This window comes from Streptomyces sp. NPDC127177 (assembly GCF_042672475.1).
Lineage (GTDB): Bacteria > Actinomycetota > Actinomycetes > Streptomycetales > Streptomycetaceae > Streptomyces.
Map to the genome: position 1 here is coordinate 1 of NZ_JBHXUW010000100.1, position 15,668 is coordinate 15,668.

Consider the following 15,668-nt stretch of genomic DNA (forward strand, 5'->3'; position numbering starts at 1 on the left):
TGGTTTTTTTTTTTTTTATTCCCGGCGGGGGGGCGGTTGGGGGGGCACGGGGGGTTGTTACCCCCATCCGGGGGGGGGGGGGGGCCCCCCCCCGCCCCCCCCCCCCGCTCGTTCTCCCTGCTCAGCTCCGGCGGTCGCCGAGCACCGACTCGACACCGGCCCGGATCTCGTCCGTGGCCAGGCCCCGGATCGTCAGCGTCGTCCGGCGCCGCAGCACGTCGTCCGCCGTCTCGGCCCACTCGTGGTCGCGGGCGTAGGCGACCTGCGCCCAGATCTCCGGCGCGTCCGGGTGGATGCGCTCGGCGAGGACCGGGTCCTCGTTGGCCAGCCGGGCGATGTCGAAGGAGAGCGAACCGTAGTGCGTGGCCAGGTGCCGTGCCGTGTCGGCGGACATCCGCGGTCCGGGCGTCCCGCCGTCGACCAGCAGCCGGTGCGCGACCGCGTTCGGGTTGGCGATCCCCGGCAGCGGAAGCTTCTTCGGCAGCCGCGCCATCGGCTCCATGTCCTCGGCCAGCGGGTGCCCCGGAAGGGCGGCCAGCTTGTTCATGACCGTGCGGCCGATGTGGCGGAACGTCGTCCACTTACCGCCCGCCACGGACAGCATCCCGCCGCGGCCCTCCGTCACGACGGTCTCGCGCTTCGCCTTGGAGGTGTCGCCGGGACCACCCGGCAGCACCCGCAGACCCGCGAAGGAGTAAGTGATCAGGTCCCGTGACAGCTGCTGGTCGCGGACGGAGAACGCCGCCTCGTCCAGGATCTGCGCGGTGTCCTTCTCGGTGACCGCGACATCCGCGGGATCGCCCTCGTACTCCTCGTCCGTCGTACCGAGCAGCAGCATGTCCTCCCACGGAAGGGCGAACGTGATCCGGTACTTGTCGATCGGGGTGGCGAGCGCGGCCTTCCACGGGCGGGTGCGCTTGAGCACCAGGTGCGCGCCCTTGGAAAGGCGTATCGAGGGCGCCGCGTCGGGGTTCTCCATCCTGCGCAGGTGGTCGACCCACGGCCCGGTGGCGTTGAGCACCAGACGGGCGTTGATCCCGAACTCGGTGCCGTCCACCGAGTCCCGCAGCTCGGCACCCGTCACCCGGCCACTGGTGAAGCGGAGCCCTGTGACGGCGGCGTGGTTGAGCACGGCGGCACCTGCCTCGACGGCCGCGCGGACCGTCATCAGCGCCATCCGGGCGTCGTTCATCTGGTCGTCGCCGTAGACCGCGACGGCCTTCAGGTTGTCGGTGCGCAGCTCCGGCACGTCGCGCTGTGCCCGCGCCGGACTGATCACATGGCCGACGCCGTCACCGAAAGCGGAGAGCGCCGAGTACGCGAACACGCCCGCGCCGAGCTTGGCGGCGCCGTGCGGACCGCCCTTGTAGACCGGCAGGTAGAAGGTGAGCGGGTTGGCGAGGTGCGGTGCGACCTGACGGGACACCGCACGCCGCTCGAAGTGGTTCTCCGCGACCAGCTTCACCGCGCCGGTCTGCAGGTAGCGCAGACCGCCGTGGAGCAGCTTGGAGGAGGCGGAGGAGGTGGCGCCGGCGAAGTCGCCGGCGTCCACCAGGGCCACCCGCAGTCCGGACTGCGCGGCGTGCCAGGCGGTGGAGATGCCCAGGATGCCGCCGCCGATCACCAGGAGGTCGTACGTCGCCTTGGAAAGCTGCTCCCGGGTCTCGGCACGGCTCGGAAGGGAGCCGGAGGCCGGATGCGTCCCGAGGGCGGGGACGCTCTGCAGGGTGGTCATGTTGTCTACTCCTCGTCTTCGAGCCAGCCCATGGTCCGCTGTACGGCCTTGAGCCAGCTCTTGTACTCGCGGTCGCGGGTGTCCGCGTCCATGCGGGGGGTCCACTCGGCGGCCCGGCGCCAGTTGGCGCGCAGCGCGTCGGTGTCCGGCCAGAAGCCGACGGCGAGGCCGGCGGCGTAGGCGGCGCCGAGGCAGGTGGTCTCGGCGACCATGGGACGCACCACGGGTGCGTCCAGGAAGTCGGCGAGGGTCTGCATCAGCAGGTTGTTGGAGGTCATGCCGCCGTCGACCTTGAGCGCGGCCAGCTCGACGCCGGAGTCCTTGGTCATGGCGTCGCTGATCTCACGGGTCTGCCAGGCGGTGGCTTCCAGCACGGCACGGGCGATGTGCGCCTTGGTGACGTAGCGGGTGAGACCGGCGATGACGCCGCGGGCGTCGGGGCGCCAGTAGGGGGCGAACAGTCCGGAGAAGGCGGGCACGAAGTACGCGCCGCCGTTGTCATCGACCGACGAGGCCAGGGTCTCGATCTCGGCCGCGGACTGGATCAGGCCCATCTGGTCGCGCATCCACTGCACCAGCGAACCGGTGACGGCGATCGACCCCTCCAGGGCGTACACCGGCCGCTGGTCGCCGATCTGGTAGCCGACCGTGGTGAGCAGCCCGTTGTAGGAGTTGACGGGCGTGTGACCGGTGTTCATCAGCATGAAGGTGCCGGTGCCGTACGTGGACTTGGCCTCGCCCTCGGCGTAACACGTCTGGCCGAACAGCGCGGCCTGCTGGTCGCCGAGCGCGGAGGCGACCGGCACGCCGTCGAGCACGCCGCCCTTGGCGTGGCCGTAGACCTCGGCCGAGGACCGGATCTCGGGCAGCACCGCGGCCGGGATGCCGATGGAGGTGAGGATCTTCTCGTCCCACGCCATGGTGTGCAGGTTCATCAGGAGGGTGCGCGAGGCGTTGGTGACGTCGGTGACGTGCACACCGCCCTCGGTGCCGCCGGTCAGGTTCCAGATGACCCAGGAGTCCATGGTGCCGAAGAGGATGTCGCCGCGCTCGGCCCGCTCGCGCAGCCCCTCGACGTTGTCGAGCAGCCAGCGGACCTTGGGCCCGGCGAAGTACGAGGCGAGCGGCAGGCCCGTCTCGCGGCGGAAGCGGTCCTGGCCCACGTTGCGGCCCAGCTCCCGGCAGAGCGCGTCGGTGCGGGTGTCCTGCCAGACGAGGGCGTTGTGGACGGGCTCACCGGTGTTCTTGTCCCAGAGCAGCGTGGTCTCGCGCTGGTTGGTGATGCCGATGGCCTTCACGTCGGCGGCGGTGATGCCGGCCTTGACGATGGCGCCGGCCACGACCTCCTGGACGTTCTCCCAGATCTCGGTCGCGTTGTGCTCGACCCAGCCCGGCTTCGGGAGGATCTGCTCGTGCTCCTTCTGGTCGACGGAGACGATCCGGCCGTCCTTGTCGAAGACGATGCAGCGGCTGGAGGTGGTGCCCTGGTCGATGGCCGCGATGAACGGCCCGGTTCCGTGGGTGCCGGTGGTGTGTGCGTCGGTCACGGTGTGCTCCCGGAGGTCTGTGGGGTCTTGGGGTTACGGTTCTGGGCCCGGTGGCTCACGCGAAGGCGAGGTTGTAGAGCCCGCCCGCCAGCGCGCCGCCGACGAGGGGGCCGACGATCGGGATCCAGGCGTAGCCCCAGTCGGAACCGCCCTTGTTCGGCAGCGGAAGCAGCGCGTGCACGATACGCGGACCGAGGTCGCGGACCGGGTTGATCGCGTAGCCCGTCGGCCCGCCGAGCGAGAGGCCGATGGCGACGACCACCAGGGCGGTGACCAGCGCGCCGAGCGCGCCGAGGCCGTTGCCGTCGTCGTTGAGACCCTGCGTGAGGATCGCCAGGACCAGCACGACCGTGGCGATGATCTCGGTCATGACGTTCTGTACGGCGTTGCGGATCTCGGGGCCGGTCGAGAATACGCCGAGCACCGGTCCGGCCTTGGGGGCCGCGGCCGGGTCGACCATGCCCTCGTCACCCGTGTGGGCCTTGAGGATCTCCGGGTCCGTGAGGTGCGCCCGGAACTGTCCGTAGTAGGTCAGCCAGACCAGCACCGCGCCGATCATCGCGCCGAGCAGCTGGGAGGCGAGATAGAGCGGTACGTCGCTCCACTTGGTGCCGCCCTCGATCGCCAGACCGATGGTGACGGCCGGGTTGAGGTGCGCGCCGGAAACCCCGCCCGCCAGATAGGCGCCGGTCAGGACCGCGAAACCCCACCCGAAGGTGATCGCGAGCCAGCCGGCGTTCTGTGCCTTCGAGTGCTTGAGCGTGACGGCGGCACAGACGCCGGCGCCGAGCAGGATGAGTACGGCGGTACCTATGGTCTCGCCGATGAAGATGTCGGAGCTGGACACCCGCGACTCCTTTGTCCTTCGTCCAGGAAGCCGAACCCCGGGTCCCTCCGGTGGTCCGCGCCCTCATGTAAGGGCGTTTCCGGCCCTTGGCACTTGTCACACCTTAACGCTTGTTTCCGTTAGGTGTTCGACAATGCCGACCGGTGAACGGCAGTGTTTCTCCCAGGTGAATGGGGCGTCAAGGGGTGTGTGGCCTAGAACTCGATTGGACCGCCGGTCACCGACGGCCCGCGGGGACTCAGAAGCGCCTGGCGCCCAGGTCCCGGGAGACCGCCCGGGCGCAGTCCCGCACCGCCGCGATCAGGTCCGGCCGGAGCTCGCCGTCCGTGCGGACCCGCTCCACCGCGCCGGTGACGGCCACGGCTCCGACCGGCATCCGGCGCCGGTCGTGGATCGGTGCGGCCACCGCGGCCACGCCCTCCCAGGTCTCCTCCATGTCGGACGCCCAGCCCCGAGCCCGGATCAGATCGAGCATCGACTCGAACTCCGCCGGATCGGTGACCGTGCGGGGCGTGAAGGACTGCCGCCCGGCCTCCATCACCTCCGTGTGCGCCACCGGGTCGTAGGCCGACAGGACCTTGCCCAGGGCCGTCGAGTGCAGTGGCTGCATGGCCCCGACCTCCAGCACCTGGCGGCTGTCGTCGGGCCGGAAGACGTGGTGGACGATGAGGACGCCCTGCTGGTGCAGGACGCCCAGATGGACGCTCTCGCCGCTGGAGCGGGCCAGGTCGTCCGTCCAGACCAGGGCGCGGGCCCGCAGCTCGTGGACGTCCAGATAGCTGTTGCCCAGGCGCAGCAGCTCGGCGCCGAGCTGGTAGCGGCCGGAGGCGGTGTCCTGCTCGACGAAACCCTCGTGCTGGAGCGTGCGCAGGATGCCGTGCGCGGTGCCCTTGGCCAGGTCCAGCGACGAAGCGATGTCGGACAGTCCCAGCCGCCGTTCGCCGCCCGCCAGCAGTCGCAGCATCGCGGCCGCCCGCTCAAGCGACTGGATGTTCTTGGCCATCGTGTCCGTACTCCTCCACTCGTTCGACAATGCTGAACAGTATCGGTCGATGCCGACCCTCGCTCGACCGCAGCAGAATTCTGCGACACGCTCGCCGGTCCGAACAGCCCCGTGAACAGCATGCAGTCCGGTTCGTGGGACAGAGTGACGGGGCGGGAGGCCACACGGCTACGCTGGCGTGGTGCGCCTTCCGCCGAAGCCGCAAAGCCGACAGCCGTCGCATCCCAGGGAGTACATCCATGGCCTCGTCGCCGACCCCTTCCGCCGACAGCCGGACCCGAGCCGCAGCCCTCCGCGAGGCGCTCGCCACCCGAGTGGTGGTGGCCGACGGTGCCATGGGCACCATGCTCCAGGCACAGGACCCCACGCTCGAGGACTTCGAGAACCTCGAAGGCTGCAACGAGATCCTCAACCTCACCCGACCCGACATCGTGCGCTCCGTGCACGAGGAGTACTTCGCGGTCGGTGTGGACTGCGTGGAGACGAACACCTTCGGCGCGAACACCGCGGCCCTCGGTGAGTACGACATCCCCGAGCGGGTGTACGAACTCTCGGAGTCCGGCGCGCGCATCGCCCGTGAGGTCGCCGACGAGTTCACCGCCTCCACCGGACAGCAGCGCTGGGTCCTGGGCTCCATGGGCCCCGGGACGAAGCTGCCGACGCTCGGCCACGCCCCGTACGGCACACTGCGTGACGGGTTCCAGCAGAACGCCGAGGGGCTCATCGCGGGCGGCGCCGACGCGCTGATCGTCGAGACGACACAGGACCTCCTGCAGACCAAGGCCGCCGTCCTGGGCGCGCGGCGTGCGCTGGAGGCACTGGGCAGCGACCTGCCGCTGGTGTGCTCGCTGGCCTTCGAGACGACCGGGACCATGCTGCTCGGCTCCGAGATCGGCGCCGCGCTGACCGCCCTGGAGCCGCTCGGCGTCGACATGATCGGCCTGAACTGCTCGACCGGCCCGGCCGAGATGAGCGAGCACCTGCGCTACCTCACCCGGCACTCCCGCATCCCGCTGCTCTGCATGCCGAACGCCGGACTGCCGGTGCTCACCAAGGACGGGGCGCACTTCCCGCTCGACCCCGAAGGACTCGCCGACGCCCAGGAGACGTTCGTCCAGGAGTACGGCCTCTCGCTGGTCGGCGGTTGCTGCGGTACGACCCCGGAGCACCTGCGCCAGGTCGTCGACCGCGTCCGCGGCGCCTCCCTCACCACCCGTGACCCGCGTCCCGAGCCCGGCGCCGCATCCCTCTACCAGACCGTTCCGTTCCGCCAGGACACCTCGTACCTGGCGATCGGCGAGCGCACGAACGCCAACGGCTCCAAGAAGTTCCGCGAGGCCATGCTGGAGGCCCGCTGGGACGACTGCGTGGAGATGGCCCGCGACCAGATCCGCGAGGGCGCGCACATGCTCGACCTCTGCGTCGACTACGTGGGCCGCGACGGCGTCGCCGACATGGACGAGCTGGCCGGACGGTTCGCGACCGCCTCCACCCTCCCGATCGTCCTCGACTCCACCGAACTGCCCGTGCTGCGGGCCGGACTGGAGAAGCTCGGCGGCCGCGCGGTGCTCAACTCGGTCAACTACGAGGACGGCGACGGACCCGAGTCGCGCTTCGTGCAGGTCACCCGGCTCGCGGCCGAGCACGGCGCGGCCCTGATCGCGCTGACCATCGACGAGGAGGGCCAGGCCCGCACCGTCGAGCACAAGGTCGCCATCGCGGAGCGGCTCATCGAGGACCTGACCGGCAACTGGGGCATCCATGAGTCGGACATCCTCATCGACTGCCTCACCTTCACCATCTGCACCGGGCAGGAGGAGTCCCGCAAGGACGGCATCGCCACCATCGAGGCCATCCGCGAGCTGAAGAAGCGCCACCCGGACGTCCAGACCACACTCGGCCTCTCGAACATCTCCTTCGGCCTCAACCCGGCCGCCCGTGTCGTGCTCAACTCCGTCTTCCTCGACGAGTGCGTCAAGGCCGGACTCGACTCCGCCATCGTGCACGCGTCGAAGATCCTGCCGATCGCACGCCTGGACGACGAGCAGGCGAAGGTCGCCCTCGACCTCATCTACGACCGCCGCTCCGAGGGCTACGACCCGCTGCAGAAGCTCATGGCGCTCTTCGAGGGCGTCAACATGAAGTCGATGAAGGCGGGCAGGGCCGAGGAACTCCTCGCGCTGCCCCTCGACGAGCGCCTCCAGCGCCGCATCATCGACGGCGAGAAGAACGGCCTGGAGGCCGACCTGGACGAGGCGCTCCTGACCCGCCCGGCCCTCGACATCGTCAACGACACCCTGCTGGAGGGCATGAAGGTCGTCGGCGAGCTCTTCGGCTCCGGCCAGATGCAGCTGCCCTTCGTGCTCCAGTCCGCCGAGGTCATGAAGACCGCGGTCGCCCACCTGGAACCGCACATGGAGAAGTCGGACGCCGACGGCAAGGGCACCATCGTCCTGGCCACCGTCCGCGGCGACGTCCACGACATCGGCAAGAACCTCGTCGACATCATCCTGTCCAACAACGGCTTCAACGTCGTCAACATCGGCATCAAGCAGCCCGTCTCCGCGATCCTGGACGCGGCCGAGGAGCACAAGGCCGACGTCATCGGCATGTCCGGCCTCCTGGTCAAGTCCACCGTGATCATGAAGGAGAACCTCCAGGAGCTGAACCAGCGCAAGCTGGCAGCCGAGTACCCGGTCATCCTGGGCGGCGCCGCCCTGACCAGGGCGTACGTCGAGCAGGACCTCCACGAGATCTACGAGGGCGAGGTCCGCTACGCCCGCGACGCCTTCGAGGGGCTGCGTCTGATGGACGCGCTCATCGCGGTCAAGCGCGGCGTCCCCGGCGCCACCCTCCCCGAGCTCAAGCAGCGCCGCGTGCCCAAGCGGGACACGGCCGTACTCGAGGTCGAGGAGCCGGAGGAGGGCGTCCGCTCCGACGTCGCCGTCGACAACCCCGTCCCCACCCCGCCCTTCTGGGGCACCCGGGTCGTCAAGGGCATCCAGCTCAAGGAGTACGCCTCCTGGCTCGACGAGGGCGCCCTCTTCAAGGGCCAGTGGGGCCTCAAGCAGGCCCGCGCGGGCGACGGACCGACGTACGAGGAGCTGGCCGAGACCGAGGGCCGCCCGCACCTGCGGGGCTGGCTCGACAAGCTGCACACCGAGAACCTGCTGGAAGCCGCCGTCGTCTACGGCTACTTCCCCTGCGTCTCCAAGGGCGACGACCTGATCCTGCTGCACGAGGACGGCTCGGAGCGCACCCGCTTCACCTTCCCGCGCCAGCGCCGCGGCCGCAGGCTCTGCCTCGCCGACTTCTTCCGCCCGGAGGAGTCCGGCGAGACGGACGTGATCGGCCTCCAGGTCGTCACCGTCGGCTCCAGGATCGGCGGCGAGACCGCCAAGCTCTTCGAGGCCAACGCCTACCGGGACTACCTGGAGCTGCACGGGCTCTCCGTCCAGCTGGCCGAGGCGCTCGCCGAGTACTGGCACGCCCGGGTCCGCTCGGAGCTCGGCTTCGCCGGAGAGGACCCGGCCGACGTCGAGGACATGTTCGCGCTGAAGTACCGGGGCGCGCGCTTCTCCCTCGGCTACGGCGCCTGCCCCGACCTGGAGGACCGGGCGAAGATCGCCGACCTGCTCCAGCCCGAGCGGATCGGCGTGCACCTCTCCGAGGAGTTCCAGCTGCACCCCGAACAGTCCACCGACGCGATCGTCATCCACCACCCGGAGGCGAAGTACTTCAACGCGCGGTAGGACGCCGTTCGCCGCGCGGTCGCCGGACGAGTCGTAGACTGGTCGGTCCAGTGCAGGCCGGTCGCCTCCCTCCGGGGAAAGGCGGCCGGCCTTCTCGCCCCTCATGGAAGGTGTGCCGGATGACCAGTACGATCCCCGCGTCCCTGAGCCGTACGGCCGAGGGTGCGGCCCTGCAGGCCGTTCTCCTCGACATGGACGGCACGCTCGTCGACACCGAGGGCTTCTGGTGGGACGTAGAGGTGGAGGTCTTCGCCGACCTAGGGCACGGGCTGGACGAGGCGTGGCGGGACGTGGTCGTCGGCGGGCCGATGACCCGCAGCGCCCAGTACCTGATCGACTCCACCGGCGCCGACATCACGCTCCCGGAGGTGACCGTGCTGCTCAACGACCGCTTCGAGAAGCGCATCGGCCTCGGAGTGCCGCTGATGCCGGGCGCGGCGCGGCTGCTGGCCGAGCTGGGCAGGCACCGGATCCCCACGGCCCTGGTCTCCGCCTCGCACCGGCGGATCATCGACCGGGTGCTGGACTCGGTCGGTCACCACCACTTCGCGCTCACCGTGGCGGGGGACGAGGTCACCCGTACGAAGCCGCACCCGGAGCCGTATCTCGCCGCCGCGAAGGGCTTCGGTGCCGATCCCCGGCTCTGCGCGGTCATCGAGGACACCGCCACGGGGGTGGCGGCCGCGGAGGCCGCCGGATGCCGGGTGGTCGCCGTGCCGTCCGTGTCGCCGATCGCACCCGCGCCGGGCCGGGTGGTCGTCGGCTCCCTCGAAGAAGTCGATCTCGCATTTCTCAGGGGACTGGTCACGGGAATGCGTTGATCCGCACACCGAGCGTATTTCTGTGAACGAATAGAGAAGCTCTCGGGCCGGACCGTGCCCATTCTGTCGCGCTCATGTGCAAGCAAGTCGGGTTCATGTCAATGCCGCAAAACCGTTCACCGGGTGACCTTCGTCACCCTATTGGTCCAACGCGGTCCACTGGATTCGCTCGGCTGTCCGATTTGACGGAACCAAGTGTCCCGGTTCATGAATCCCTGTACTAATCATTCCGGTATCCGGGAATCGACTCGTCGCGCATTCCCGTGACCGGGCGATTGCTGATCGGACGACGCCGGTCCGGCAATGGCTATGCGGCCTACTAATGTCGTTTTCTCCATGACCGGATGAGGGAGAACGTCCAAGATGAACCGCAAGACTCTGGTGCTGCCGGCCGTCGTCGGCCTGCTCGCGCCCGCACTCGCCGCCTGCGGCGCGGCGGACGGTGGGAGCGATGGCACCGGCGCCATCGTTGTCGGCACCACGGACCAGTTCGTCGCCTCGAAGGACGCGCCCGCACCGCTCGACCCCGCCATCGGTTACGAGGCAGGCGTCTGGAACGTCCTGCGGCAGACCGTACAGACGCTGACGCACGTCCCGCGCGGCGGTGGCGAGCCGGTGCCCGAGGCCGCCGAGAGCTGCGCCTTCACGGACACGGCGAACGAGAGCTACCGCTGCAAGCTGCGCAGCGGACTGGAGTTCGCAGACGGCAGCAAGGTCACCGCCGAGGACGTCAAGTACTCCATCGACCGCGTCATCCGGATCAAGTCGACCAATGGGCCCGTCACCCTGCTCAACAACATCGACACCATCGAGACCAAGGGTGACCGCGAGGTCGTATTCCATCTCCGGGCCCCGGACGCGACCTTCCCCTACAAGCTCGCCACCCCGCCCGCCGGAATAGTCAAGCCGGGCACCTACCCGGCGAACTCCGGGCGCAAGGGATTCCAGGTGGACGGCTCCGGTCCGTACACGATGAAGCCGGAAGTGAAGAACGATCAGGTCGTGAAAGTCGTCTTCACCAGAAATCCTCATTACAAGGGGGATCTCAAGGTGCAGAACGACAAGGTCGAACTCGATCTTTTCCCCGACGCCGCCGCCATGGGCAAGGCGCTCGACGACAAGAAGATCGACATGATGACCCGCACCATGTCGCCGAAGCAGTCGCAGCGGATGCTGGAGAACCCGCAGGACGGCATCAAGCTGACCGAGATGCCGGGCCTGGCCATCAGCTACCTCGGATTCGACACCGACGACCCGGCCGTACGGAACAAGGCGGTCCGCCAGGCGATGGCCCAGATCATCGACCGCGGTCAGATCGCCAGCGAGGTGTACGGCACCACGGCCGAACCCCTGTACTCACTGATCCCGTCCAGCATCGCCGGACACACCAACTCGTTCTTCAACAAGTACGGCGAGCCCAGCACCGCCAAGGCCGCGGCGATCCTGAAGGCCGCAGGCATCCACACTCCGGTGAAGTTCACCCTGCACTACACGACCGACCACTACGGCGACGCGACCGCGACCGAGTTCAGGACGCTGCGCAAGCAGCTCAACGACACCGGACTGTTCGACGTGACCGTCAAGGGCACCCCATGGTCCACCTACCGCCCGGCGGAACTGCGCGGCGAGTACGCCGCCTACGGCATGGGCTGGTTCCCCGACTTCCCGGACCCGGACAACTACACGGCGCCGTTCCTCGACAAGGACAACTTCCTCAACTCGCCCTACACCTCGGACCTCGCCCGGAGGACGCTCATCCCGGACTCCCGCCGCGAAGCCGACCGCAGCGCCGCCGCCAACACCTTCGCGCGGCTCCAGGACATCGTCGCCGAGGACGTCCCCGTCCTCCCGGTCTGGCAGGGCAAGCAGTACGTCGCCTCCCGCGACGGCATCACCGGCGTGGAGTGGGCGGTCAACTCCTCCGCCGATCTCCAGCTCTGGGAGCTGAGCCGCAGCGCCGGCTGAGGGTCGGACCCCGCCCCGGCCCCCGACCCGACAGGGTCACTGGGCGCCGGGGCGCACCAGTCCGCTCTCGTACGCGTACACGGCGGCCTGCACCCGGTCGCGCAGCCCCAGCTTCGTCAGGACGTGGCCCACATGCGTCTTGACCGTCGTCTCGCTGACGAAGAGGTCGGCGGCGATCTCGGCGTTCGACAGCCCGCGCGCCACCAGCTTCAGGACCTCCACCTCGCGGTCCGTCAGCGTGTTCAGCGTGTCCGGCACCGGCTCCTCACCGGACGGCAGATGATCCGCGTACTTGTCCAGCAGCCGGCGCGTGATGCTCGGGGCGAGCATCGCCTCGCCACCCGCGACCACCCGGATCGCCTGCACCAGCTCATTGGCCGGGGCGTCCTTCAGCAGGAAGCCGCTGGCACCGGCGCGCAGCGCCTCCACCACGTACTCGTCGAGATCGAACGTGGTGAGCACCAGCACCTTCGCCGGACCGTCCCGGCCGGGGCCGGTGATCTGGCGCGTCGCCTCCACACCGTCCATCCGCGGCATCCGGATGTCCATCAGCACCACATCGGGCTGCAGCGCCCGTACCTGGTCGAGAGCCTGGAGACCGTCCCCGGCCTCGCCCACCACCGCGAGATCGCCCTCCGCCTCCAGGATCATCCGGAAGCCGGTGCGCAGCAGTGGTTGGTCATCGACCAGTAGGACGCGGATTGCCACGGATACTCCTTCAAGGTCCTTCGAGGGCCACAGGCCGGCCGGCCTCAGCGCGGACCGGGTCCATTCTGCCCTGCACATCCTGCGGGGATTCCGCCGGGCGCACCGACAGCGGATACACCGGGGGAGTCCCACCGAATTCGGGACAGAGCGCCTGGTGGTCGCACCAGCCGCACAGCTTCGTCGGCCGCGGCCGCCACTCACCGGTCTCCGTGGCCAGGGAGATCGCCTCCCACAGAGCCAGCAGCTTGCGCTCCACCCGCTCCAGATCCGCCACCACCGGGTCGTACGTCATCACGTCCCCGCTGCCGAGGTAGACGAGCTGGAGCCGGCGCGGCACGACCCCCTTCAGCCGCCAGATGACCAGCGCGTAGAACTTCATCTGGAACAGGGCGCCCTCCGCGTACTCCGGACGCGGCGCCTTCCCCGTCTTGTAGTCGACGATCCGGACGTCACCCGTCGGTGCCACGTCGATCCGGTCGATCACCCCGCGCAGCCGCAGCCCCGACTCCAGCTCCGTCTCGACGAACAGCTCCCGCTCGGCGGGCTCCAGCCGCGTCGGATCCTCCAGCGAGAACCAGCGCTCGACCAGCCGCTCCGCCTCCGACAGCCAGCGGGAGAGCCGCTCACCCCCCGCATCCTCGGCGAACAGCTCCGACAGCTCCGGCTTCGACTCCAGCAGCCGGTCCCACTGCCCCGGAACCAAGGCCGTGGCCCGGCCGGGCGTGCGCTCCGTCGCCGGGTTGTCGAACAGCCGCTCCAGCACCGCATGGACCAGCGTCCCCCGGGTAGCCGCCTCACTGGGCTTCTGCGGCAGTCTGTCGATGACCCGGAAGCGGTACAGCAGGGGGCACTGCATGAAGTCGCTCGCCCGCGACGGGGAAAGGGACGAGGGTGGCTGCGCCGGCCGCGGTACTGAGGTCATGACGAAGACCCTACGACCCGCCACTGACAACAACCGGCATACCATCGACCACAGACCCCGTAACACTGCATGATCGTGCCGGACGGCACCGACCGAAGGGACCTCGTGGACGAGAGCGGCAACAGCGGGCGGCCGCAGCCCGGCGCTGGGGGAACAGACCCCGGCACCGGCCCCGACAAGGGCAAACCGGGGCGCCGCGAAGAGCCCGGAGGCGGCATCCTCATGGGCCGCCCCTTCGGAGTGCCGGTCTACGTCGCACCGAGCTGGTTCCTGGTCGCGGCACTGATCACCTGGGTCTTCGGCGGCCAGCTCGACCGGGTCCTGCCCGGCCTCGGCGCCGCCCGCTACCTCGTCGCGCTCTTCTTCGCCATCGCCTTCTACGCCTCGGTGCTCGTCCACGAACTCGCGCACACCGTGGTCGCGCTGCGCTACAAGCTCCCGGTGCGCCGCATCCAGCTCCAGTTCTTCGGCGGCGTCTCCGAGATCGAGAAGGAGTCCGAGACCCCGGGGCGCGAATTCGTCCTCGCCTTCGTCGGCCCCCTGCTCTCCCTCGTGCTGGCCGGCCTCTTCTACATCCCGCTGAACTTCGTCGAGCGCGGCACCGTCCCCGGCGTCCTGCTCGGCGGACTGATGATCTCCAACCTCATCGTCGCCGTCTTCAACCTGCTGCCCGGCCTCCCGCTCGACGGCGGCCGCATGCTCCGCGCCGTCGTCTGGAAGATCACCGGCCGCCCGATGAGCGGCACCGTCGCAGCGGCCTGGGTCGGCCGTGCGCTGGCCGTCACCACCCTCATCGGCCTTCCCCTCCTCACCCGGACCGGCTCCTTCGGCAACGACACCGACAGCCTCAGCGGCATGGACACCGTCATCGACGCGCTGCTCGCCGCGGTCCTCGCCGCCATCATCTGGACCGGAGCCGGCAACAGCCTGCGCATGGCCCGGCTGCGCGAGCACCTCCCCGACCTGCGCGCCCGCGCCCTCACCAGACGGGCCGTGCCCGTCGAGGCCGCCACCCCGCTCTCCGAGGCCCTGCGCAGGGCCAACGAAGCCGGCGCCCGAGCCCTGGTCGTCGTGGACGCCACCGGCGAACCCAAGGCCGTCGTCAGGGAGGCCGCCATCGTCTCCGTCCCGGAGCACCGCCGCCCCTGGGTCGCCGTCAGCGGCCTCGCCCAGGACCTCACCGACGGCATGAAGGTCTCCGCCGAACTGGCCGGCGAAGCCCTCCTGGACCGGCTCAAGGCCAGCCCCGCCACCGAGTACCTCGTCATCGAGGAAACGGGCGAGATCTACGGCGTACTCTCCACCGCCGACGTGGAACGCGCGTTCGTCGCCGCCATGGCCCGCCCCGCCGCCTGAGCCCCGCGCCCCCGCCCGTACAAGCGGTCGGAGCCCTCGGAAACACCGGTACGCTGGTCACATGTCTGAACCGACCGGTGCCGCCCGCCGACGCGGGCCCTTCAAGGTCGGGGACCAGGTCCAGCTCACGGATCCCAAGGGACGCCACTACACCTTCACGCTCGAAGCCGGAAAGAACTTCCACACCCACAAGGGTTCTTTCTCGCACGACGAGCTGATCGGTGCTCCCGAGGGCAGTGTTGTCCGTACCACGGGGAACGTCGCCTATCTCGCGCTGCGTCCCCTGCTCCCCGACTACGTCCTGTCCATGCCCCGCGGCGCCGCCGTGGTCTACCCCAAGGACGCGGGGCAGATCCTGGCCTTCGGCGACATCTTCCCCGGCGCCCGCGTCGTGGAGGCCGGCGTGGGATCCGGCGCCCTCTCCACCTTCCTGCTCCGCGCCATCGGCGAGCAGGGCATGCTGCACTCGTACGAGCGCCGCGAGGACTTCGCCGAGATCGCCCAGCAGAACGTCGAGCGCTACTTCGGCAGCCCGCACCCCGCCTGGCAGCTCACCGTCGGCGACCTCCAGGACAACCTCACGGACACCGACGTCGACCGCGTCGTCCTGGACATGCTCGCGCCCTGGGAGACCCTGGAGGCCGTCTCCAAGGCGCTCGTCCCCGGCGGCATCCTCTGCGCGTACGTGGCGACCACCACGCAGCTCTCCCGGACGGTCGAGTCCATCCGCGAGATCGGCTGCTTCGCCGAACCGCAGCCCTGGGAGTCGATGATCCGCAACTGGCACGTCGAGGGACTCGCCGTCCGCCCCGACCACCGGATGATCGGCCACACCGGCTTCCTCGTCACCGCCCGCCGGCTGGCCGACGGTGTCCAGGCCCCGCCGCGCCGCCGCCGCCCCTCCAAGGGCGCCTACGGCGACGACTACGACGGCCCGGGCAGCCAGAGCGGCCCCGCCCGCGACTGACCGCGGCAACAGACCGGCGCCGCCGCCGAGTTCCCGGACCGACCC

At 69.7% G+C, this 15,668-nt stretch carries 11 protein-coding genes; 5 read left to right on the forward strand and 6 right to left on the reverse strand.

Annotation, left to right across the window (positions count from 1 at the left end):
• Positions 1–121: 121 nt before the first annotated feature.
• From ACFVJX_RS34935 to ACFVJX_RS34950, 4 genes are all read right to left on the reverse strand, one after another.
• The gene (locus ACFVJX_RS34935) at positions 122–1,735 is read right to left on the reverse strand and encodes an FAD-dependent oxidoreductase (RefSeq protein ID WP_384131803.1); all 1,614 of its coding nucleotides are present in this window, start codon (positions 1,733–1,735) and stop codon (positions 122–124) included.
• 5 nt (positions 1,736–1,740) lie between these two features.
• Positions 1,741–3,282 (reverse strand): glycerol kinase GlpK, encoded by a 1,542-nt coding sequence (gene glpK, locus ACFVJX_RS34940; RefSeq protein WP_384131806.1) that lies wholly within the window; start codon positions 3,280–3,282, stop codon positions 1,741–1,743.
• Positions 3,283–3,337: 55 nt separating this feature from the next.
• On the reverse strand, positions 3,338–4,129 hold the full coding sequence (locus tag ACFVJX_RS34945) for an MIP/aquaporin family protein (protein WP_384131809.1): 792 nt from the start codon (positions 4,127–4,129) through the stop codon (positions 3,338–3,340).
• A 238-nt stretch (positions 4,130–4,367) separates the two neighbouring features.
• Entirely contained in the window at positions 4,368–5,132 is a 765-nt protein-coding gene (locus ACFVJX_RS34950) for an IclR family transcriptional regulator (protein ID WP_384131812.1), read from the reverse strand.
• A 239-nt stretch (positions 5,133–5,371) separates the two neighbouring features.
• Here ACFVJX_RS34950 and metH point away from each other — a divergent pair, with 239 nt between their 5' ends.
• The 3 genes from metH (at position 5,372) to ACFVJX_RS34965 (ending at position 11,670) form a co-directional block, all read left to right on the forward strand.
• Positions 5,372–8,884, forward strand: coding sequence for a methionine synthase (metH, locus tag ACFVJX_RS34955; RefSeq protein WP_384131815.1), 3,513 nt, complete (start codon positions 5,372–5,374; stop codon positions 8,882–8,884).
• Positions 8,885–9,003: 119 nt separating this feature from the next.
• Complete coding sequence (locus tag ACFVJX_RS34960; protein WP_384131818.1) at positions 9,004–9,705, forward strand: HAD family hydrolase; 702 nt, start codon at positions 9,004–9,006, stop codon at positions 9,703–9,705.
• A gap of 363 nt (positions 9,706–10,068) precedes the next feature.
• Positions 10,069–11,670: an ABC transporter substrate-binding protein gene (locus tag ACFVJX_RS34965; RefSeq protein ID WP_384131821.1), complete on the forward strand. Its 1,602-nt coding sequence runs from the start codon at positions 10,069–10,071 to the stop codon at positions 11,668–11,670.
• Positions 11,671–11,706: 36 nt separating this feature from the next.
• Here ACFVJX_RS34965 and ACFVJX_RS34970 read toward each other — a convergent pair whose 3' ends face one another.
• The gene (locus ACFVJX_RS34970; protein ID WP_363030406.1) at positions 11,707–12,378 is read right to left on the reverse strand and encodes a response regulator transcription factor; all 672 of its coding nucleotides are present in this window, start codon (positions 12,376–12,378) and stop codon (positions 11,707–11,709) included.
• Between the two features lie 10 nt (positions 12,379–12,388).
• The gene (locus ACFVJX_RS34975) at positions 12,389–13,234 is read right to left on the reverse strand and encodes a RecB family exonuclease (RefSeq protein ID WP_384131834.1); all 846 of its coding nucleotides are present in this window, start codon (positions 13,232–13,234) and stop codon (positions 12,389–12,391) included.
• 171 nt (positions 13,235–13,405) lie between these two features.
• Here ACFVJX_RS34975 and ACFVJX_RS34980 point away from each other — a divergent pair, with 171 nt between their 5' ends.
• Positions 13,406–14,656 (forward strand): site-2 protease family protein, encoded by a 1,251-nt coding sequence (locus ACFVJX_RS34980; RefSeq protein ID WP_384131837.1) that lies wholly within the window; start codon positions 13,406–13,408, stop codon positions 14,654–14,656.
• A gap of 61 nt (positions 14,657–14,717) precedes the next feature.
• Positions 14,718–15,623, forward strand: coding sequence for a tRNA (adenine-N1)-methyltransferase (locus ACFVJX_RS34985; protein ID WP_384131823.1), 906 nt, complete (start codon positions 14,718–14,720; stop codon positions 15,621–15,623).
• The last annotated feature ends 45 nt before the right edge of the window (positions 15,624–15,668 follow it).

What these genes read in the sequence shown, in the direction of transcription:
- metH (WP_384131815.1), top strand. Translation starts at nt 5,372, where the DNA reads ATGGCCTCGTCGCCGACCCCTTCCGCCGACAGCCGGACCCGAGCCGCA.
- ACFVJX_RS34950 (WP_384131812.1), bottom strand. Translation starts at nt 5,132, where the DNA reads ATGGCCAAGAACATCCAGTCGCTTGAGCGGGCGGCCGCGATGCTGCGA.
- ACFVJX_RS34975 (WP_384131834.1), bottom strand. Translation starts at nt 13,234, where the DNA reads ATGCAGTGCCCCCTGCTGTACCGCTTCCGGGTCATCGACAGACTGCCG.
- ACFVJX_RS34985 (WP_384131823.1), top strand. Translation starts at nt 14,718, where the DNA reads ATGTCTGAACCGACCGGTGCCGCCCGCCGACGCGGGCCCTTCAAGGTC.
- ACFVJX_RS34935 (WP_384131803.1), bottom strand. Translation starts at nt 1,735, where the DNA reads ATGACCACCCTGCAGAGCGTCCCCGCCCTCGGGACGCATCCGGCCTCC.
- ACFVJX_RS34960 (WP_384131818.1), top strand. Translation starts at nt 9,004, where the DNA reads ATGACCAGTACGATCCCCGCGTCCCTGAGCCGTACGGCCGAGGGTGCG.
- ACFVJX_RS34965 (WP_384131821.1), top strand. Translation starts at nt 10,069, where the DNA reads ATGAACCGCAAGACTCTGGTGCTGCCGGCCGTCGTCGGCCTGCTCGCG.